Genomic DNA, 20580 nt, shown 5'->3' with positions numbered 1-20580 from the left:
TTCGCATTCATCCTTGCCGACATGCAGGCTCGGACCATCTTCCGCAAGATATTTCACGCGTGAATTGTGGTTCAACCACGTTGTTCGCGCCGCGACCAGTCACCCGAATGCATCAGACCCAAAGCCTCAAGCTGCGCGGTGCCTTCATAGCGGCAGGATCCGGCATGCCATAGCGTCGGCGCCAGGGCGAGGCGCCGGTGGTAATCCGTATATAGATCAGGGTCGTTGAAATGTTGTCGCCGGTCCAGTTCCTCGCGTGATTTCGCGACGATTTCGGGCAGGAACTTGCTATGCAACAAGACGCAGGACAACCGTTCATCCGCCGGTCCGTCATACAGGTCGTTCAAGGATGGTGGCAGCATCGAATGGGTCGAATTCACATAGGCATAGCGACGGTTCCAAAGCACCAATGGCAGCTTGTTCAACGTCGGCGAACGTTCAGGCCGATCCGCGAAGAAGCATCGTTCGCGCGCACCTCCCTGCACCCAGCGATTGCGCCTTGGCTGCTGTACGCGGCACCGATATGGCCCTTCGTCAAAAAAGGGAAGCCGATCGGCAAGCGGCGCACCATTGGGCGCATCGGCGCGGCCAAGAGGTCCGCGCGGATACAGATCCAGCATCAAGCCCCCGATCGCAGGAATGTTCCGCCGGCCAAGGAACGTGGTCAGTTCCCGCAGATCATGGCCGTCGCAATCGGGATAGACCAGCAATTCATCGGCGTCGACGGTCACGCACCAATGCCCGTGACCGTAACGCATCAACAGCGCCCCCAGCCAATCCATGCCAAAGCGGGAATCGCGATAGGAACCGGCGGCGCGCCATAACGAAACATCGGGTTGCGCACGCAACAAGGCAGTTGTGCCATCATCGCTGTCATTGTCGACCACAAGAAAATGCGACACCCCAAGCCGGCGATAATGGGTCAGAAACTCTGGCAACCGGCCCAGTTCATTGCGCAGGGTGACAAAAACCAGAACACCATCCGGTCCGATTTTCGCGGTGCGGTCAGCAACAGGCGTCAGGTTCTTGCGGGCGCGTATCGCGCGCCACAGCAGCTCTCTCCGCTTCCAGCGCAACCGATATGCCGACCAGCCACGCCGAAGGCGGCCGCCAATGCTGGCGGCCAACCCCGTCAACGCGCGTAAGACCCGTTCTGATGCCAACGCCAGGCGTCACCGATCATCTGCTGCATCGAGGACCGCGAAGGCGACCAGCCCAGCTCATCCCTTGCGCGCTTGCTGCCGCAAACCAGTTTGACCGCATCCCCCCCGCGGCGCGGGCCGTCATGCATGGGAACCGGGCGGTTGGTCACATGACGCGTTGCATCCACAACTTCGCGCACCGAGAAACCTTCACCGGTGCCAAGGCAAAAGACACGATCGCCCTTGTCCTCGCGCAGCCATTCCAACCCCCGGATATGGGCATCTACCAGGTCGGCCACATGGACGTAATCGCGGATACAAGTTCCGTCAGGCGTCGGATAATCGGTCCCGTGTATCGTCAGCGCCGCGCGTTTGCCGTCAACCGCGTCCAGAATCAGTGGAATAAGATGGGTCTCGGGCTGATGAAATTCACCGACCTCTGCATCGGGATCGGCCCCCGCAACATTGAAATAGCGAAAGATGACGTGACGCAACCTATGCGAGGCGCTGAAATCGACCAGCATATCCTCGATCGCACGCTTGCTGGCGCCATAGGCGTTCAGCGGCGCCTGCGCCGTATCTTCGTTCAGCACCTCGCCATCGCGATCACCATAGGTCGCACAGGTCGAGCTGAATACAAAGTTCCCGCACCCTGCGGCAATAGCGGACTCGATCAGGTTCAGTGACCCCGAGACATTGTTGCGCCAGTATTTTCCCGGCTCGGCCATGGCTTCACCCACCTGGCTCAGCGCGGCAAAATGCATCACGGCCATGGGCTGATATTCGGCGAATGCCCGATCCAGCGCGGCGCGATCGAGCAGGTCTGCCTCGACCAGAGGACCGAATTTCACCGCATCGCGCCAGCCGGTCGACAGGTTGTCCAATGTGACCGGAACATATCCAGCCCGCGACAGGGCCTTGCACGCATGCGACCCGATATAACCGGCTCCGCCGGTCACCAATACTGTGTCAGACATTACTCGGCGGCCCGGTTCAGCGCGACGACATCATTGAGATACTCGGCAAATTCTTCGCGCAGCTCGTCCCGTTCCAACCCAAAGGCCACGGTCGCCTGCAAGAAGCCGGCCTTCGAACCGCAATCGAAGCGCTGCCCGCGGAAGCGCAGCCCATAGACGCCGCGCCCAGCCTGAATTTCATCGGCAATAGCGTCCGTCAGCTGAATTTCGCCGCCCGACCCCGCCTTCAGCTTGTTCAGGTTCTTCATGACGGTCGGCGCCAGGATATAACGCCCGATCACGGCCAAATTCGACGGCGCCGTTCCGAGCGCAGGCTTCTCGACCATGCCGCGCGCCTTGACGATCGCCCCCATGTCCTCGCTGACATCCAGAACACCATAGGACTGCGCCTTTTCGGGCGGAACCTCCATCGTGGCAACCATGCTGCCGCCCGTTTCGCCATAGGCTTCGATCATCTGTTGCAGGCAAGGTGGCTCGCCCTTGATGACGTCATCGGTCAGGATCACCGCAAAAGGCTCATCCTCGGACAGCAGTCGGCGTGCGCACCAGACCGCATGCCCCAACCCAAGGGCCTTGTGCTGGCGGATATAGGCGATGGCACCCGATTCCATGTTGGTTTCGCGCAGAATGTCCAGCAGAGCCGTCTTGCCCGATTTCTTGAGGCTGGTTTCCAGCTCATGCGCGTGGTCGAAATAGTCTTCCAATGCGCCCTTGCCGCGCGACGTGACGAAGATGAATTCCTTGATCCCCGCTGCCCGGGCCTCGTCGATCGCATATTGGATCAACGGGCGATCAACCAGCGTCATGATCTCTTTCGGAATACTCTTTGTCGCAGGCAGAAAACGCGTTCCCAGACCGGCCACAGGGAAAATGGCCTTTGTTACCTTACGACTCATAGCACAGCACCTTTGCTCGACTTCAAACTATCAAGGGCGGGGTATCCGCACCCTACCTTACAACAAAAACCTTGGCGCGGCATATTTCATCCGCGCACCGCAAAACTACATGATCGGACGCACAGACGCCAATCTGATACCTTCAATTCAAGGCATAACTTCGCCGAACCCCGGAAAATCGGGGCCACGGGGCGGCCCGTCAGTCGATTCCCATCTCTTTCATCATCGTCTCAAGCCGAGGAACGTCCTCGGGGTTGTTTAGTTCCCAGAACTGGCGCCCCCGCGATTCGACCTGCACACACAGGATCCGTTGACCCCGCTCAAGGAACCGCAGCTGTTCCAGCCCTTCCAGCCGTTCCAGTGGCCCTTCACCCCATTCGTTATATGAGGCAAGCGCTTCGGGCCTATAGGCATAGACACCGACATGGTGGAACACCGGACTGTCCTGATCATCCCCGAAATCGCCCGCCGCATAAGGCACGACCTCCTTGGAAAAATAGAGCGCCTGATTCTCGGCGCCGAAAACCGCAGTCGTGCCACCAACGCGCCCTGCCATCCGGTCGGCGATCAGATCGGCACGCATCTTTCCCGAACAGCGCAAAACCGGCGTGGCCACACCGGCCTGTGAATCGGCGCGCAGACCGGCAATCAGATCTTCGACGAACCAGGCCGGCGTCAGGGGGGCGTCACCTTGCAGATTGACGACGATCTCGGGCGAGATCCCCAAATTCGCTATTGCCTCGGCACAACGCTCGGTGCCATTGCGGCATTCCGTCGAGGTCATCACGACCTCGGCCCCGAAGCCGCTGGCATGATCGCGGATACGTTCGTCATCGGTCGCCACGACGACACGATCAACGCCTGTCACGGCGACGGCGGCATCCCAGCTGCGACGGATCAGGCTGCGCGGCTCTCCGGACGCGCCTTTCAGATCCACAAGCGGCTTACCCGGGTAGCGGCTGGAGGCATGGCGGGCGGGGATGATGATAACGACAGACATATTAGTTCTTTACCAACAGGACGCCCGGGGCGAAGGCGATGAAAAACGGGTTCTCGAAACCGGGCTTGCCATAGCCGAGGGGGCTGTGATCGTCAAAGCGCACCACCTCGCCCCCGGCGCCGCGCAGAACGGCATCACCTGCAGCGGTATCCCATTCCATCGTGCGGCCCAGACGCGGATACAGATCCGCCTCGCCGGTGGCGACCAGGCAGAATTTCAGCGACGATCCGGCGCTGGTCATGTCGCGCACGCCGTATTTGGCGATATATTCATCCGTTGCCGCATCGCGGTGCGATTTGGATGCCACGACCATCAGCCCGCGATTGTCGGGCATCGGATTGACACCCACGGGCATGGTTTCACCCGGCTGTTCACCGAACGGGGCCTTTTCCTCGACCGAACGGCCATCAGCGGTGGTATAGAAAAGTCGCTGCTTGGCGGGTGCATAAACCACGCCGCGCACCGGCACGCCGTTTTCGACATAGGCAATGTTCACGGTAAAATCGCCGCGGCGCTTGATGAATTCCTTGGTTCCATCCAGCGGATCCACGATGAGAAAGGTCGAAATCGCCTGATCGTGGGTGGCGGATTGCTCCTCGGTCACCAACGGAATGTCGGGGAACGCTTCGCGCAGGCCGGCCGAGATGATGGCATCGGCGGCTTCGTCGGCCTCGGTCACGGGGGAAGCATCGGATTTTGCGCGCACGTCGAAATCCTCGGCGGCATAGATCTCCATGATCCTCTCACCGGCCAGCAGCGCTAGGCGGCGCATTTCGGCGGTCAGTCGATCAAATTGCATGTAATATTCCTTCCCATCATTCACCCTGCGACGGACTGGCGATTGTCCGACCGGCCAAGTCCTCTTATGCTCATGCCAAGCGGCTTGGGCAAGCTCTGGTCGGCAAACAGGACCATGCGTCGCGCCCGACCGACGGTTTTGTGTAACAGTCACGGCAAACGGAACCGCCCACGTGTTCAACCAACGACATAGCCGCAATATCTTCGAAGCCGCAGGCAAGACACTGACACTGATCTATCATCAGGCGGTCTACAACCTGCGCACCGACCACCGGAATGCGGTCATCGGCCTGCTGATCACGATCGCGCAAACCATGATCTTCATGGCGGCATTCCTGGTGATCTTCATGGTTCTCGGGGTCAGGCAATCGCCGATCAGGGGGGATTTCATCCTCTATATCATGTCGGGCATCTTCATGTTCATGACCCATGTCAAAACGGTCAGCGCGGTATCGGGCAGCCATTCGATCTCGGGCGGCCTGATCAAGCATGAGCCGTTGAACCCGGCCGTGCTGATCGCGGCCGCCGCGATTGCGGTCCTGTATCGGCAAACGATCAGCTGCCTCGCGATATTGGGGCTGTATCATGTGCTGTTCGGGCCGATCACGATATCCCAGCCCGTCGGCGCATTGGCGATGTATCTGGAAGCCTGGTTTTCAGGTGTTTGCGTCGGGCTGGTCTTTCTTGGAATCCGGCCCTGGGCGCCAAAGGCCTCTGCCCTGATGGCGACCGCCTATCAACGTATCAACATGTTCGCCTCGGGCAAGATGTTCGTCGCCAATGTGCTGCCCAATTTCATGCTGCCCTGGTTCATCTGGAATCCGCTGTTTCACATCATTGACCAGATGCGCGGATTTCTGTTCACGAATTACACGCCCCAGAAGACCGACCCCTATTATGCGATCTGGTTTTCACTGGGGGCGATGATGGTCGGGCTGCTGATCAATTTCTCGACACGCAAGCACGAATCGCTCAGCTGGTCCGCAGGGCACTGACGTCACGGCCCCAGGCAAGAATCACGCGATGAACCCCGAAATGCGGCCAAATTTGCCCCCAAGGGGCGCTTGCGGGTCCGAAAACCATCCCTATATACACCCACGAAGCGTCCGGCTGCGTCCGGGCACAGATATCATTAACGGGATCGGACTGCGGGGGCCGTAACGGACCCAAGGTCCAACTTATCGCCGCAAGAAAGGTTACATCTATGTCCAAAGTTATCGGGATCGACCTCGGCACCACCAACAGCTGCGTCGCCATCATGGATGGCAGCCAGCCGAAGGTCATCGAAAACAGTGAAGGCGCGCGCACCACGCCCTCGATCGTCGGCTTCACCGATGGCGAGCGTCTGGTCGGACAGGCCGCCAAACGCCAGGCCGTCACGAATCCAAGCAACACCGTCTTTGCCGTCAAGCGCCTGATCGGCCGCCGCACCAATGACGAAGCCGTCGAAAAAGACAAGAAACTGGTTCCCTATTCCATCGTCGATGGTGGCAATGGCGACGCCTGGGTCGAAGTGAAGGGCGAAAAATATTCGCCCGCACAGGTCAGCGCGATGATCCTTCAGAAAATGAAGGAAACCGCCGAATCCTATCTGGGCGAAGACGTGACGCAGGCCGTCATCACCGTCCCGGCCTATTTCAACGACGCACAGCGTCAGGCCACGAAAGACGCCGGCAAGATCGCGGGCCTCGAAGTCCTGCGCATCATCAACGAGCCGACCGCAGCCGCCCTGGCCTATGGTCTGGACAAGAAGGAAACCAAGACCATCGCGGTTTATGACCTTGGTGGCGGAACCTTCGACATCACCATTTTGGAAATCGATGACGGCCTGTTCGAAGTGAAATCGACCAATGGGGACACGTTCCTTGGCGGCGAAGACTTCGACATGCGCATCGTCAACTTCCTCGCCGAAGAGTTCAAGAAAGAGCACGGCGTCGATCTGACCAAGGACAAGATGGCCCTTCAGCGCCTGAAAGAGGCCGCAGAAAAAGCCAAGATCGAACTGTCCAGCAGCAGCCAGACCGAAATCAACCAGCCGTTCATTTCGATGGACAAGGATTCGGGCACGCCGCTGCACATGGTCATGAAACTGACCCGCGCCAAGCTGGAAAGCCTGGTCAACGACCTGATCAAGCGCACCATGAAGCCGGTTCAAGAGGCCCTGAAGGACGCCGGCGTCAGCAAGGGCGAGATCGACGAGGTCGTTCTGGTCGGCGGCATGACCCGCATGCCGAAAGTCATTGCGGAAGTGACCGATTTTTTCGGCAAGGAGCCGCATAAGGGCGTGAACCCGGACGAAGTCGTGGCACTGGGCGCCGCCATTCAGGCCGGCGTTCTGCAGGGTGACGTCAAGGACGTCGTTCTGCTGGACGTGACCCCGCTGTCCCTGGGCATCGAGACGCTGGGTGGCGTGTTCACCCGCCTGATCGACCGCAACACCACGATCCCGACCAAGAAGTCGCAGATCTTCTCGACCGCCGAAGACAACCAGAACGCCGTGACGATCCGGGTCTTCCAGGGCGAGCGTGAGATGGCCGCCGACAACAAGATGCTGGGTCAGTTCAACCTGGAAGACATCCCGCCTGCACCGCGCGGCATGCCCCAGATCGAGGTGACCTTCGACATCGACGCCAACGGCATCGTCTCGGTTTCGGCCAAGGACAAGGGCACCGGCAAGGAACAGAACATCACCATCCAGGCCTCGGGCGGCCTGTCGGACGAAGATATCGACCGGATGGTGAAGGACGCCGAAGCCAATGCCGAGGCCGACAAGGACCGTCGCGAACTGGTCGAAGCCACGAACCAGGCCGAAAGCCTGATCCACAGCACCCGGAAATCGCTGGAAGATCACGGTGACAAGGTCGACAGTTCGACCGTCGAGGCCATCGAACTGGCAATCGGCGCGCTTGAAGAGGCGCTGAAATCCGAAGATGCCGGCAAGATCAAATCCGGCATCCAGAACGTCATGGACGCGTCCATGAAGCTGGGCGAGGCAATCTACAAGGCGCAGCAGGGCTCGGAAGAGGCTGCCGACGACGGGGGCGACGATTCGCCGCGTGATGTCGATGACGACATCGTGGATGCCGATTTCGAAGATCTCGGCGACGACAAGAACCGCGGCTGATCCGGGCCGCACCCCTATCGGGCCGGTCCGCAGCACATCGCGGGCCGGCCATTTCATTGGGGCAAGTGAACAGGAACGATGATGGCCAAGCGATGCTATTACGAGGTTCTGGGCGTCTCGCGCGGGGCCTCTGCAGAAGAAATCAAGAAAGCCTTTCGCAAAAAGGCGAAAGAGCTGCACCCTGATCGCAACAAGGACGATTCACAGGCCGAATCGCGCTTCAAGGAAGCCAACGAAGCCTATGACTGCCTGAAGGACGGACAGAAAAAAGCCGCCTATGACCGATTCGGCCACGCTGCATTCGAGAATGGCGGCATGGGCGCACGTGGCGGTGCGGGCGGACATCCGGGTGATTTCGGTTCCGCATTTGCCGATGTCTTCGAAGATCTGTTCGGCGACATGATGGGCGGGCGGCGCGGCGGCGGCGGACGCTCTCGCGCGCAACGCGGTCAGGATCTGCGCTACAACCTGCATGTTTCCCTGGAAGACGCCTATCGCGGCTTGCAGAAATCGATCACGGTGCCCGGCTCGGTCGCATGCGATGAATGCGACGGCACTGGCGCCGAAGGCGCGACCCAGCCCGCCAGCTGCCCGACATGTGGCGGCATGGGCAAGGTTCGCGCGCAGCAAGGCTTTTTCACGGTCGAGCGCACCTGCCCCACCTGTGGCGGTCAGGGTCAGATCGTCAAGAATCCCTGCAAGGCCTGCCACGGCGCTGGTCGCATCGAACGCGAACGGACATTGTCGGTCAATATCCCGGCCGGCGTCGAAACCGGCACCCGCATCCGTCTTGCCGGGGAAGGTGAGGCCGGCCTGCGCGGTGGCCCCGCAGGTGATCTTTATATATTCGTCGAGGTCAAGGACCACGACATCTTTCTGCGCGAGGGCAAGACCCTTGCCTGTCAGGTGCCTGTCAGCATGGCGTCGGCCGCGCTTGGCGGCGAGGTTGAGGTTCCGACCATTGATGGCGGGCGCACCCGCGTCAAGGTTCCCGCCGGCAGCCAGTCGGGTCGCCAGATGCGCCTGCGCGGAAAGGGCATGCCGCCCCTGCGCCACGGCGCCGGCGCACAGGGCGATATGGGCGACATGCTGATCGAACTGGTCGTCGAAACACCGGTGAACCTGACCGCCCGCCAGAAAGAGTTGCTGCGCGAATTCGAGGCCGAAAAGGCCGACAACAGCCCGCAATCAGACAACTTTTTCAACAAGGTCAAAGGCTTCTGGGACGACATGACCCGCTAAACAAAATGCGGCGCGTTAACCTGTTCTTCATGGTTGGCGCGCCACATTCACGGCATGGACCAGAAACGTGCCTTCGGGGAAATGCCCCTTCCATTGTTCACGCCCGCCCCGGATGATGTCTCCGGCCTTGCAGCCGTGCCGACACAGGGCAGGCAAAAACATCCGCCATCCTATCTGTCCGATCACCGGGCCCGTCTGCGCGAGCGTTTCATGAATGGCGGCGCCGCTTCGATGCCGGATTACGAATTGCTGGAGCTGGTGTTGTTTCGCGCCATACCGCGACAGGATGTGAAACCGCTGGCGCGTGCTTTGATCGAGCGTTTCGGCGATTTCAATCGCGTGCTGTCCGCGCCTCCGGCCCGCCTGTCCGATGTTGCAGGCGTCGGCCCCGCCGTCATCACCGAGCTGAAGATCGTCGAATCTGCGGCACAGCGCCTTGCCCGCGCCAAGGTCATCAACCGGCCCGTCCTGTCGGGATGGCAGGCCCTGCTGGACTATTGCCACACGACCATGGCGCACCGGGAAACCGAACAGTTCCGCGTCCTGTTTCTTGATCGCAAGAACGTGCTGATCGCCGATGACGAACAAGGCCAGGGCACGGTCGACCACGTGCCCGTCTACCCCCGAGAGATTATCCGGCGCGCGCTCGAACTGAACGCCTCCGCTCTGATCCTGGTGCATAACCACCCCTCGGGCGACCCCACCCCGTCCGAAGCAGATATCTCGATGACGGCACGGATCGCACAAGCCGCGGATTGCATGGGAATCACCATTCACGACCACCTGATCATCGGGAAATCCCGTGAACTCAGCTTTCGCTCTCAGGGGTTGCTGTGAATGCAGCGCGACGAATGGGCCCGTGACCGCGCCCTTCGGGCATGTTCATCAAGCCTGTCGCGACAATTTTCCAACAGATGGGATGAGATGTGTCGCCACGCACGGGGTTATCGTCTGGACTGACAGATATTTGAACGCTAGAACCGCGACGCGAAGGCTGCAATCAACTTGCGGCCCGGAATGTCGTATCGGCCGGGCTTCCGGCCCGAATTGGAGTATGACCCGTGTCCCACGCAGATGACCACGTAGGCACCCGGAGGGATTTCCTCTATTATGCCACGGCGGGCGCAGGCACAGTGGCCGCCGGAGCCGCCGCCTGGACGCTTGTGAATCAGATGAACCCCTCGGCTGATGTTCAGGCATTGTCTTCGATCCAGGTCGATGTCAGTGGCGTTGATGTCGGCACACAGCTGACCGTGAAATGGCTGGGAAAACCGGTCTTTATCCGCCGCCGTACCGAAACCGAGATCGAAGAAGGCCGCGCCGTTCAGCTGAACCAGCTGATCGATCAGGGTGCCGAGAACGAAAACAAGCCCGGCGAGCCGGCACTTGACGAGAACCGCACCCTTGACGAAGCCGGTGAATGGCTGGTCATGATCGGCGTCTGCACCCACCTGGGCTGTGTTCCGATCGGGGACGGCGCGGGCGATTTCGATGGCTGGTTCTGCCCCTGCCACGGCTCGCATTATGACAGCGCCGGCCGCATCCGCAAAGGCCCGGCACCGAAGAATTTGCTAATTCCCGTCGCTGAATTCGTCAACGACACCACCATCAAGCTGGGCTGAGGAGGGCACTGCATATGGCCGGTATTCCGCACGACCATTACGAGCCCAAATCGGGCCCCGAACGCTGGCTGCACCGCCGTTTGCCGGTGGTCGGTCTGCTTTATGACACATTGATGATCCCCACGCCCAAGAACCTGAACTGGATGTGGATCTGGGGCATCGTCCTGACCTTCTGCCTTGCGTTGCAGATCATTACCGGCATCGTTCTGGTGATGCATTACACGCCGCATGTCGATCTGGCCTTCGCCAGCGTCGAACATATCATGCGCGACGTGAATGGCGGCTATATGCTGCGCTATCTGCACGCCAATGGCGCTTCGCTGTTCTTCCTGGCCGTGTATCTGCACATCTTCCGCGGTCTTTATTACGGCAGCTACAAGGCCCCGCGCGAGGTGACCTGGATCATCGGCATGTTGATCTATCTGGCCATGATGGCGACCGCGTTCATGGGCTATGTTCTTCCCTGGGGTCAGATGTCCTTCTGGGGCGCGACCGTGATCACCGGCCTGTTCGGTGCCATCCCGGGGCTTGGTGAACCGATCCAGACCTGGCTGCTTGGCGGGCCTGCGGTCGACAATGCCACGCTGAACCGTTTCTTCTCGTTGCACTATTTGCTGCCCTTCATCATCGCGGCACTGGTTGTCGTGCATATCTGGGCCTTCCACACCACCGGAAACAACAACCCGACCGGTGTCGAGGTGCGACGCACCAGCAAGGAAGAGGCCGAGAAAGACACCCTGCCTTTCTGGCCCTATTTCGTAATGAAAGACCTGTTCGCGCTGGCCGTGATCATGGTGGTGTTCTTCGCCATCGTCGGTTTCATGCCGAACTATCTGGGCCACCCGGACAACTATATCGAGGCGAACCCGCTGGCCACGCCTGCGCATATCGTGCCGGAATGGTACTTCCTGCCCTTCTATGCAATCCTGCGGGCCTTCACTGCCGATGTCTGGCTGGTGCAGCTGGTCAACTTCCTGTCCTTCGGCATCATCGACGCCAAGTTCTTTGGTGTTCTGGCCATGTTCGGCGCAATCCTGGTCATGGCTCTGGTACCCTGGCTGGACACCAGCCGCGTGCGCTCGGGCCGTTTCCGTCCGCAGTTCAAATGGTGGTTTGCACTTCTGGCTGTAGATTTTGTCGTCCTGATGTGGGTTGGCGCCATGCCTGCCGAGGGGATCTATCCCTATATCGCGCTGGCCGGATCGGCCTATTGGTTCGCCTATTTCCTGGTGATCCTGCCGCTGCTGGGTGTGATCGAAAAACCCGCACCGATGCCCGCGACCATCGAAGAGGACTTCAACGATCACTATGGCGCCAAGGCGCAATCGGCCGAGTAAGGAGAGCCATACAATGACCCTGAGAACCAAGACGCTCACGGCTGTTGCGGCCCTGACCCTCTCTGCGTCGGGCTTTGCCTGGGCGCAGGAGGCCACCAGCCCGGCCCCGACCGAGCAGGCAGCCGAGGCGCAAACCACGGCCGAGGATACATCCGCGGACGTGAACGAGGCCCCGGCCGAGGACAGCGCAGCCCCCGAAGCGGAAGAAACACCTGCCGCAGAGGAGGCCACAAGCGAGGCAGCCGAGGCGGACGCCCCAGAAGCGGAAGAACCTGCCGAGGCCGCATCGCAAGAGCCGGCAGCGGAAGAGGAACCTGCTGCTGAGGCGGAAGCGGCGGCACCTGCAGAAGATGCAGTTGTCGAGGAAGCGCCCGCCGAAGAAGCTCATGGTGATGACCATGCTGCCGAGGAAGGCCATGGCGACGAAGACCACGGCGAAGAAGGCGATCATGGCGGCGGCCATGGCGCCGTACATATCGAGGATATCTCGTTCAGCTTCGAAGGCCCGTTCGGCAAATATGACCAGTTCCAGCTACAGCGCGGCCTTCAGGTCTATACCGAGGTTTGTTCGGCCTGCCACGGCATGAAATTCGTGCCGATTCGCACCCTGCATGATGACGGCGGCCCCGGCCTGCCCGAGGATCAGGTGCGGGCCTATGCGGCAAACCTGTCCGAGATCACCGATGCGGAAACCGGCGAAGACCGCACGCGTCTTCCAACGGATCATTTCCCGACCGTGACCGGCGATGGCATGGGACCGGATCTGTCGTTGATGGCCAAGGCACGTGCAGGGTTTCACGGCCCCTACGGAACCGGCATCAGCCAATTGGTCAACGGTATCGGTGGGCCGGAATATATCCACGCCATCCTGACCAGCTATACCGGCGAGGAAATGGAGCAGGCCGGCAGTATCTTCTATGAAAATACCGCCTTCTCGACCGGCTATATCTCGATGCCGTCGCCGCTTTCCGACGATCTGGTCACCTACGAGGACGGCACCCCGGCCACGGTCGACCAGATGGCCCGCGACGTGTCAGCCTTCCTGATGTGGACGGCAGAACCGAAGATGATGGACCGCAAGATGGTTGGCCTTGTCTCGGTCCTGTTCCTGATCGTGCTCAGCGCTCTGTTGTATCTGACCAACAAGCGGATCTGGGCTCCCCACAAAGGCAAGAAGCACGCCTGAGGGCAGCCTCTGCCGAAATGATCAGAAAGCGCGCCTTGCGGGGCGCGCTTTTTTCGTATCTGGTTTATCGCTCTGACGGCCTGTCGCCGGGCATCCAATGAAGGACATCGAGATGGCTATCTGGAATCTGGGCTCGATCAATATCGATCATGTTTACCGGCTGAACCACCTGCCTCGCCCCGGCGAAACGCTTGCGGCCACGACCTATTCCGTCGGATTGGGCGGCAAAGGTGCCAACCAGTCGATTGCCGCGGCGCGGGCCGGTGCCGCGACGCTGCATCTTGGGGGGATGTCGGGCGCCGATAACTGGGTCGTCGATCGTCTGACCAGCTATGGTGTCCAGACACATCTGCTGCAACGCCACGCCGATCAGGTCACGGGCCACGCCATCATTCTGCTGGACAGCACCGGTGAGAACTCGATCGTGATTCATCCTGGCGCGAATCGTCAGCTTGATTCAGGCACACTCGCCAAGGCGCTTTCGGGCTTGGGCAAAGGCGACACCCTGCTGTTGCAGAATGAGACCAGCCATCAGGTCGAGGCCGCGCGCACAGCCCGCGAACGCGGCGCAAGGGTGATCTATTCCGCAGCACCGTTCGACCTGCAAGCGGTGCATGAGATCCTGCCTTATGTCTCGGTACTTGCGATGAACGCCGGCGAGGCAGAGCAACTGTTCAAGGCGATGCCGGGCGATATTCCCGTCGACGGTCTGCTGATCACCCGCGGCGCCGAAGGGGCGGAATATCGCGACATGGAAACCGGCCAGGTAACCCGGCAAAGCGCATTCGCGGTTGAGCCCGTCGACACAACCGGCGCTGGCGACACATTTGCAGGGTATTTCGCGGCGGGACTGGATCGTGGAGACACCGTCGCCACGGCCCTGGAACTGGCGTCTGCGGCAGCCGCGCTCAAGGTGACGCGACCGGGCGCAGGTGATGCCATCCCCTCATATGATGAGGTTCAGGCATTCCTGCACGCCAATCTGCGCTAGATCATCAGCCCAGGGCGTATCCGGTGCCCCGCACGGTGCGCACAGGATTGTCACCGCCATTCTGCATCAGCGCCTTGCGCAGCCGCCCGACATGCACGTCAATTGTGCGCGTGTCGACATAGATGTCGCGCCCCCAGACGCGATCCAGCAACTGTTCGCGCGACCAGACCCGACCCGGCTTTTCCATCAGCGTGGACAGCAATCTGAACTCGGTCGGCCCAAGATGAAGCGGCTGGCCGCCCCGGAAGACGCGATGTTCGGCGGCATCAAGAATGATGTCGCCAAAACTCAGCCGCTCGCCCATGCTGGCAGGGCGCGTGCGGCGCAACTGCGTGCGCAGGCGCGCCATCAGCTCGACAACGGAATAGGGTTTGACGACATAGTCATCGGCACCCGTTTCCAGCCCCCGCACACGGTCGGTTTCCTCGCCGCGCGCCGACAGCATGATGATGGGAATGCTGCGCGTCGCCGGATCGGCCTTTACCTGACGGCAAACCTCGATCCCGCTGACCTTGGGCAACATCCAGTCCAGAACCATCAGGTCCGGCTGTTCCTCCTGCACAAGAAGCAATGCGTCTTCGCCGTTATCGGCAACCACAACCTCGAACCCTTCGGATTCGAGGTTATATTGCAGCACTTCCCGTTGCGCGCCTTCGTCTTCGACGACCAGAACACAGGGGCTTTGGCGTGCCATCGACTTAGTCTCCCGCCAGGGCCGCTCCGTCATCGCTCGGAACGTTGTTGGACTTTGGACGAGGTTCATCCGGAAGTTCTCCCGTAACAAGATAGATCACTTGCTCGGCGATCGATGTCGCGTGATCGCCCATACGCTCGATATTCTTGGCAATGAAGTGCAGATGCATGCAGGCCGTGATGTTGCGCGGATCTTCCATCATATGGGTCAGGAATTCGCGGAACAGCGCATTATACATCTGATCGACCTCAAGATCGCGCATACGCACATCGTCGGCCAGTTCGGCATCTCGGCGGATATAGCTGTCCAGTGAATCCTGGAGCATGCGGTTGACGGCTGCGCTCATGCGGCGCAGCGCCAGACCCGATCCCTCGATGACGGGCATATCCGCCAGAACATCGGTCCGTTTGCCGATATTCTTGGCATAATCGCCACAACGTTCCAGTGATGCACCGATCTTGATGACCGCCAGTACCATCCGCAAATCAGTTGCGGTGGGGGCGCGCAATGCGATCAGGCGGGCCGCATCTTCGTTGATCTGCGCCTCCAGCAGATCAATGGCCTTGTCGCGGTGCCGAACCTGTTCGGCAAGTTCCTCGTCCCGGTTTTCCAGGGCGGTCGCAGCGTCGTTGATTGCGGCCTCGACCATGCCGCCCATCTTGACGACCAGCGCCTGGATGGTTTCCAGATCACGGTCGAATGCCGAAGAGATATGCTTGTCGCGGTTCATTTTGCCTGCCTCCTGATCGTCAACCGATCCGGCCCGAGATATATGCCTCGGTCCGCGAATCCTTCGGTTTGGTAAAGATATCGTCCGTTTCGCCATATTCCACCAGATTGCCCAGATGGAAAAAGGCGGTCTTCTGACTGACCCGCGCTGCCTGCTGCATCGAGTGCGTGACGATCACAACTGAGAAATCCGCGCGAAGCTGTTCGATCAGTTCTTCGACCTGACCGGTCGCGATCGGATCCAGCGCCGAACAGGGCTCGTCCATCAACAGGACTTCCGGTGCGGTGGCCACGGCCCGCGCAATGCACAGGCGTTGCTGCTGCCCACCCGACAGCCCGGTGCCCGGTTCTTGCAGCCGATCCTTGACCTCGTTCCACAGCGCGGCGCCACGCAAAGATTTTTCGACAATCTCGTCCAACTCGGCGCGATTGCGGGCCAGACCGTGGATCCGGGGTCCGTAGGCAACATTGTCGAATATCGACTTTGGGAACGGGTTCGGCTTTTGGAACACCATGCCGACGCGGGCGCGCAATTGCACCGGGTCAACACGACGATCATAGATGTCTTCGCCATCCAGACGGATCTCGCCTTCGATCCGCGCGACCGGAATGGTGTCATTCATCCGGTTGATACAGCGCAGAAAGGTCGATTTCCCACAGCCGGACGGACCGATGAACGCGGTCACGGTCTTGTCCAGGATCTCGACATTGACGTCCTTGATGGCCTGTTTTTCACCATAATAGACCTGCACATTATGTGCCGAGATCTTGATTTCGTCTTGCGTCACGGCGCTCTCCACTCGATTCATGTCGTACATAGTGACCTCCTTCCGGTCGCTTTACCAACGCCGCTCGAACTTGCGGCGCAGATAGATCGCCAACAGGTTCATGCAAAGCAGGAAGATCAACAGAACGATGATCGCCCCCGAGGCACGCTCGACGAATGCCGGGTCGCCGCGCGTCGTGAAGTTATAGACCTGCACCGGCAATGCGGATGCCGGCTCGAAGAAGCCGTCGACCGGCCAGCTGGGATAGTCGCGCACAAAAGCGACCATACCGATCAGCAGAAGCGGTGCGGTTTCACCCAGGGCCTGAGCCAGTCCCAGAATGGTGCCGGTCAGGATGCCGGGCAAGGCCAATGGCAATACGTGGTGAAACACCGACTGCATCTTTGATGCACCCACGCCAAGCGCCGCATCGCGGATCGACGGCGGAACCGCCTTCAACGCCGCACGGGTCGAGATGATGATGGTCGGCAGAGTCATCAGCGTCAGCACCAGACCACCCACGATCGGCGCCGAGGCCGGAAGGCCCGCATAGTTGATGAATACCGCAAGACCGAGGATACCGAAAACGATCGACGGCACCGCGGCAAGGTTCGAGATGTTGACCTCGATCAGGTCGGTCAGACGGTTCTGCGGGGCAAATTCCTCAAGATAGATGCTGGCGGCCACGCCGATGGGCAGCGCAAGGAACAGGACGATCAGCATCATGTAAGCCGAACCGACGATTGCCACGCCCAGACCGGCAGCTTCGGGCCGCAATTCCGAGGCATCGGGGAAGGTGATGAAATCCCAGTTGAAACGCTTTTCCAGCATATCGGAAGCGCGCATGCGGTCGGCCAGCTGAAGCTGTTCGGGGCTGACATTGCCGTCGCGTTCGGCCGAAGCCATCGACACGCGACCTTTCAGATAGCCGTCGATGCGACCATTGGCCAGCGCCCAGAACTGGATCGTCTCGCCCAGCATGTCGGGATTGGCCAGCACGCGGTTGCGCAGCTGCGCCGGGGCTTCCTTTGAAAGCATGGCCCCGACTTCCTTGTCGTCGATCCCTTCGGTCGAAACACCGGCAGCCTGAAGCGAGGCCGGAAAGGCCTTTTTCATCAGGTTGCCATAGCCGATCGTGGTAACCTTCGACATCTCGGCCGGGTCGCGGTTGCCTTTGGGGTCCAGCACCTCGGGGTCCAGCGTGACCTCGATCTTGGCATAGGTCTGGAAAAAGGCCGAGGTGCCATTGCCCAGAACCGAGGTCAGCAGCATCACCAGCGCGGCGATGGCCAGGCAGATGGCGACGGCGCCATAGGTCCGGAAGCGTTTTTCCGAAGCATTGCGGCGGCGGGTACGCTCGTCCTGTTCCAGCAACGAGCTGCGCGTTCTGGCTTCAGGGGCGTGGTTTGCGGTCGCGTCGGTCATTCGTACTGCTCCCGATATTTGCGGACGATATAGAGTGCCAGCACATTCAGCCCGAGGGTAAAGACGAACAGCGTCAGACCAAGGGCGAAGGCGACAAGGGTTTCAGGGCTGGCGAATTCGGTATCGCCGGTCAGTTGGCTGACGATTTTCACTGTCACGGTCGTCATGGCCTCGAACGGGTTCAGTGACAGTTTGGCCGAAGCCCCTGCCCCCATGACGACGATCATCGTTTCACCAATGGCGCGGCTGGCAGCCAGAAGCACGGCACCGACAACCCCGGGCAGCGCGGCGGGCAGGATCACCTGCTTGATGCTTTCCGATTTGGTTGCGCCAAGTCCATAGGATCCGTCACGCAGCGATTGCGGCACCGAGTTGATGATGTCGTCCGAAAGCGAGCTGACAAATGGGATCAGCATGATGCCCATCACCAGACCGGCGGTCATCACCGAAGACGACGAATTTCCCAGCCCCAGCGGCTGGGCAAAGTAGTCGCGCAGCATCGGCCCGACGGTGATCAGCGCGAAAAGACCGTAAACGATCGTCGGAATACCGGCCAGGATCTCGATCAGGGGCTTGGCAATGCTGCGCACCCGCTTGCTGGCATATTCGGCCAGATAGATCGCGGCCAGAAGGCCGATCGGAACGGCGACCAAAAGCGCGATAAAGGAAATATACAGCGTGCCCCAGATCAACGGCCACAGGCCCAGATCAGAACCGCCACGGAATTGCGGGTTCCAGGTCAGCGACAGGAAGAAATCCTTGGCCGCGTAAAGCTGGAAGAAATGAACGGTTTCGAACACCAGCGACAGGACGATGCCGACGGTGGTCAGAATGGCGACCAGCGACGATCCCATCAACAACGCCTTGACCACAGCCTCGGACACATTGCGGGCGCGGAATTCTGGGGTGATCCGGCGAAGCGCGAAGGCCATTCCGGCCAGCGCGGCCGCGATCACCAGAAGGCTGCGCAAAAGTGCCGAGCTGCCGGAAAGATCGCGGCTTCTTTTTGCGGCTTCGAGTACGGCGGGCTCGATATCGGCCCCGACCGCGACGCCGATCTCGGCAAGCCGGCCGCGGACATCATCCACATCGGCGCGCATATTGGCCAGTTGTTCTTCGGTGATGGCCGAGCTTGAAATCAACTCACCCAGACCCTGCGAAATCCGGCCGACATCGGCCATCTTCAGGTCCAGCTCTGCGCCCGAGGTGCCGCTTTCGGCCACGATGCCGCGCACCTGACTGTCGATCAGGCGGGGTTCGGCTACAAGCCAGACAACCAGCAACAAAAGTGCCGGCACAAGGGTGTATAGAAAGACCGACTGCCCGTACTGGCTGGGCAGGGAATGCAGTTTGCGAGGGTCGCCCGATACGCTGGCAAGCGCGCGGCGGCGCCCCAGAACGTAACCGATCGCGCCAAGCCCGATCACGAACAACAAGATAAGGCCAATATTCATTGGATACCTGTCAAAAAGAATGACGGGGTGACAGCAGAACCGTCACCCCCGCGTTTTGCAGAGAAAATTATTCCAGCGGACCCATCGGGGTGCGGTTGGCAACCATTTCCTGGGTCGCGGCCAGTTCCGGGTCGGAAACCAGACCATAGTCAGCCAGCGGGCCGTTCGGGCCGGCAATGTCGTCGGACACGAAGAATTCGATATATTCCTGCAGGCCGGGGATCACGTCCAGATGCGCATTCTTGACGTAGAAATACAGCGGGCGCGACACAGGATATTCACCCGAAGCGATCGATTCCGTCGAGGGGGTCACACCCGACATGGTCGCCACTTTCAGCTTGTCCATGTTGTTTTCATAGAAGGACAGGCCGAACACGCCGATGGCGTTCTTGTTGGCGTCGATCCGGGCCAGCGTCTCGGTATAATCGCCGTCGATATCGACCGACACGCCATCGGTGCGCAGCGCGGTGCACATGTCTTCGGCCTTGTCTTCGTCGCCGCCGTTCTGTTCGGCGAACACTTCCATGGCGCCCGATTCTTCACAGCCCGCCAGGATCACCTTTTCGTCGAACACTTCACGTGTGCCGTGCTTGGTGCCCGGGATGAAGGCCAGCAGTTCCTGCGCGGGCAGGTCGGCATTGACGTCGGCCCAGGTGGCGTTGTCATTGGCTTTGACTTCGCCATCGACGACGATGTCCTTGGCCAGCGCGTTGAACCAATCAGCCGGGGTAAAGGCGAAATCGGCGCCGTCGATATCGCTGGCAAAGACGATGCCGTCATAGCCGATGCGGACTTCCATGATCTCGGTCACGCCGTTGGATGCGCACAGATCGATGTCCGACTGCTTGATGCGGCTGGACGAGTTCGCGACGTCGATGGTGTTTTCGCCAACGCCTTCGCACAGCTTCTTGCGGCCGGCACCCGAGCCGCCCGATTCGACAACCGGAGTGGGGAAGTCGAAGTTTTCGCCGAATGCTTCCGCAACGATGGTGGCATAGGGCAGCACGGTGGACGAGCCAGCGGTCTGGACGTTGTCGCGTGCGGCGGCGGCGGTGGCCGAAGCAGCAATCATGGCGATTGCCGATACGGTGAATTTCGCAGTGTTCATGGATCACTCCTGAGTCGGTCATTTCCCTGAAAAGGGCTGCGTCCGAGGTAGTCGCGATCCATGACATCTTTGCGACTGAATTGTGACG

At 60.3% G+C, this 20580-nt stretch carries 19 protein-coding genes; 8 read left to right on the top strand and 11 right to left on the bottom strand.

The features are described from left to right. Window positions 1–71 precede the first annotated feature (71 nt). From PAF17_RS06240 to cysQ, 5 genes are all read right to left on the bottom strand, one after another. On the bottom strand, window positions 72–1136 hold the full coding sequence (locus tag PAF17_RS06240) for a glycosyltransferase family 2 protein (protein ID WP_271888232.1): 1065 nt from the start codon (window positions 1134–1136) through the stop codon (window positions 72–74). After that, window positions 1133–2119: a UDP-glucose 4-epimerase GalE gene (gene galE / locus PAF17_RS06235; protein WP_271888231.1), complete on the bottom strand. Its 987-nt coding sequence runs from the start codon at window positions 2117–2119 to the stop codon at window positions 1133–1135. The genes PAF17_RS06240 and galE overlap by 4 nt, the downstream gene beginning before the upstream one ends. Then, window positions 2119–3015 (bottom strand): UTP--glucose-1-phosphate uridylyltransferase, encoded by an 897-nt coding sequence (locus PAF17_RS06230; protein WP_271888230.1) that lies wholly within the window; start codon window positions 3013–3015, stop codon window positions 2119–2121. The genes galE and PAF17_RS06230 overlap by 1 nt, the downstream gene beginning before the upstream one ends. A 199-nt stretch (window positions 3016–3214) precedes the next feature. Further along, entirely contained in the window at window positions 3215–4015 is an 801-nt protein-coding gene (gene kdsB, locus PAF17_RS06225) for a 3-deoxy-manno-octulosonate cytidylyltransferase (protein ID WP_271888229.1), read from the bottom strand. A gap of 1 nt (window position 4016) precedes the next feature. After that, window positions 4017–4814 carry a 3'(2'),5'-bisphosphate nucleotidase CysQ gene (gene cysQ / locus PAF17_RS06220; RefSeq protein ID WP_271888228.1) on the bottom strand — a complete coding sequence of 266 codons (798 nt, stop codon included), beginning with the start codon at window positions 4812–4814 and terminating at the stop codon, window positions 4017–4019. Window positions 4815–4986: 172 nt separating this feature from the next. Here cysQ and PAF17_RS06215 point away from each other — a divergent pair, with 172 nt between their 5' ends. The 8 genes from PAF17_RS06215 (at window position 4987) to PAF17_RS06180 (ending at window position 14315) form a co-directional block, all read left to right on the top strand. Next, window positions 4987–5808, top strand: coding sequence for an ABC transporter permease (locus PAF17_RS06215; RefSeq protein ID WP_271888227.1), 822 nt, complete (start codon window positions 4987–4989; stop codon window positions 5806–5808). 209 nt (window positions 5809–6017) lie between these two features. After that, window positions 6018–7937 (top strand): molecular chaperone DnaK, encoded by a 1920-nt coding sequence (gene dnaK / locus PAF17_RS06210; protein ID WP_271888226.1) that lies wholly within the window; start codon window positions 6018–6020, stop codon window positions 7935–7937. A gap of 81 nt (window positions 7938–8018) precedes the next feature. Next, window positions 8019–9179, top strand: coding sequence for a molecular chaperone DnaJ (gene dnaJ / locus PAF17_RS06205; RefSeq protein ID WP_271888225.1), 1161 nt, complete (start codon window positions 8019–8021; stop codon window positions 9177–9179). 54 nt (window positions 9180–9233) lie between these two features. Next, window positions 9234–10016: a RadC family protein gene (gene radC / locus PAF17_RS06200; protein ID WP_271888224.1), complete on the top strand. Its 783-nt coding sequence runs from the start codon at window positions 9234–9236 to the stop codon at window positions 10014–10016. A 224-nt stretch (window positions 10017–10240) separates the two neighbouring features. After that, window positions 10241–10801, top strand: coding sequence for a ubiquinol-cytochrome c reductase iron-sulfur subunit (gene petA / locus PAF17_RS06195; RefSeq protein ID WP_271888223.1), 561 nt, complete (start codon window positions 10241–10243; stop codon window positions 10799–10801). A 14-nt stretch (window positions 10802–10815) separates the two neighbouring features. Further along, window positions 10816–12138 (top strand): cytochrome b, encoded by a 1323-nt coding sequence (gene petB, locus PAF17_RS06190; protein ID WP_271888222.1) that lies wholly within the window; start codon window positions 10816–10818, stop codon window positions 12136–12138. Between the two features lie 13 nt (window positions 12139–12151). After that, window positions 12152–13324, top strand: coding sequence for a cytochrome c1 (locus PAF17_RS20225; RefSeq protein WP_271888221.1), 1173 nt, complete (start codon window positions 12152–12154; stop codon window positions 13322–13324). A 112-nt stretch (window positions 13325–13436) separates the two neighbouring features. Next, a complete protein-coding gene (locus tag PAF17_RS06180; protein WP_271888220.1) occupies window positions 13437–14315 on the top strand; it encodes a ribokinase in 879 nt (292 codons plus the stop codon). A 4-nt stretch (window positions 14316–14319) separates the two neighbouring features. On the opposite strand, the gene phoB is transcribed toward PAF17_RS06180, so the two are convergent. From phoB to PAF17_RS06150, 6 genes are all read right to left on the bottom strand, one after another. Continuing rightward, the gene (gene phoB / locus PAF17_RS06175; protein ID WP_271888219.1) at window positions 14320–15009 is read right to left on the bottom strand and encodes a phosphate regulon transcriptional regulator PhoB; all 690 of its coding nucleotides are present in this window, start codon (window positions 15007–15009) and stop codon (window positions 14320–14322) included. A 4-nt stretch (window positions 15010–15013) separates the two neighbouring features. Beyond that, entirely contained in the window at window positions 15014–15739 is a 726-nt protein-coding gene (phoU, locus tag PAF17_RS06170) for a phosphate signaling complex protein PhoU (RefSeq protein ID WP_271888218.1), read from the bottom strand. A gap of 19 nt (window positions 15740–15758) precedes the next feature. Continuing rightward, window positions 15759–16556 carry a phosphate ABC transporter ATP-binding protein PstB gene (gene pstB / locus PAF17_RS06165; RefSeq protein WP_271888217.1) on the bottom strand — a complete coding sequence of 266 codons (798 nt, stop codon included), beginning with the start codon at window positions 16554–16556 and terminating at the stop codon, window positions 15759–15761. 21 nt (window positions 16557–16577) lie between these two features. Beyond that, window positions 16578–17930 (bottom strand): phosphate ABC transporter permease PstA, encoded by a 1353-nt coding sequence (pstA, locus tag PAF17_RS06160; RefSeq protein WP_271888216.1) that lies wholly within the window; start codon window positions 17928–17930, stop codon window positions 16578–16580. Continuing rightward, complete coding sequence (pstC, locus tag PAF17_RS06155) at window positions 17927–19384, bottom strand: phosphate ABC transporter permease subunit PstC (RefSeq protein ID WP_271888215.1); 1458 nt, start codon at window positions 19382–19384, stop codon at window positions 17927–17929. The genes pstA and pstC overlap by 4 nt, the downstream gene beginning before the upstream one ends. A gap of 67 nt (window positions 19385–19451) precedes the next feature. Continuing rightward, window positions 19452–20492, bottom strand: coding sequence for a PstS family phosphate ABC transporter substrate-binding protein (locus tag PAF17_RS06150; RefSeq protein ID WP_271888214.1), 1041 nt, complete (start codon window positions 20490–20492; stop codon window positions 19452–19454). Between the last annotated feature and the right edge of the window lie 88 nt (window positions 20493–20580).

The organism is Paracoccus onchidii (assembly GCF_028294535.1).
GTDB classification, from domain to species: Bacteria; Pseudomonadota; Alphaproteobacteria; order Rhodobacterales; family Rhodobacteraceae; genus Paracoccus; species Paracoccus onchidii.
The sequence above is the reverse complement of the archived record's forward strand: the minus strand, read 5'-3'. Positions and strand labels throughout refer to the sequence as shown.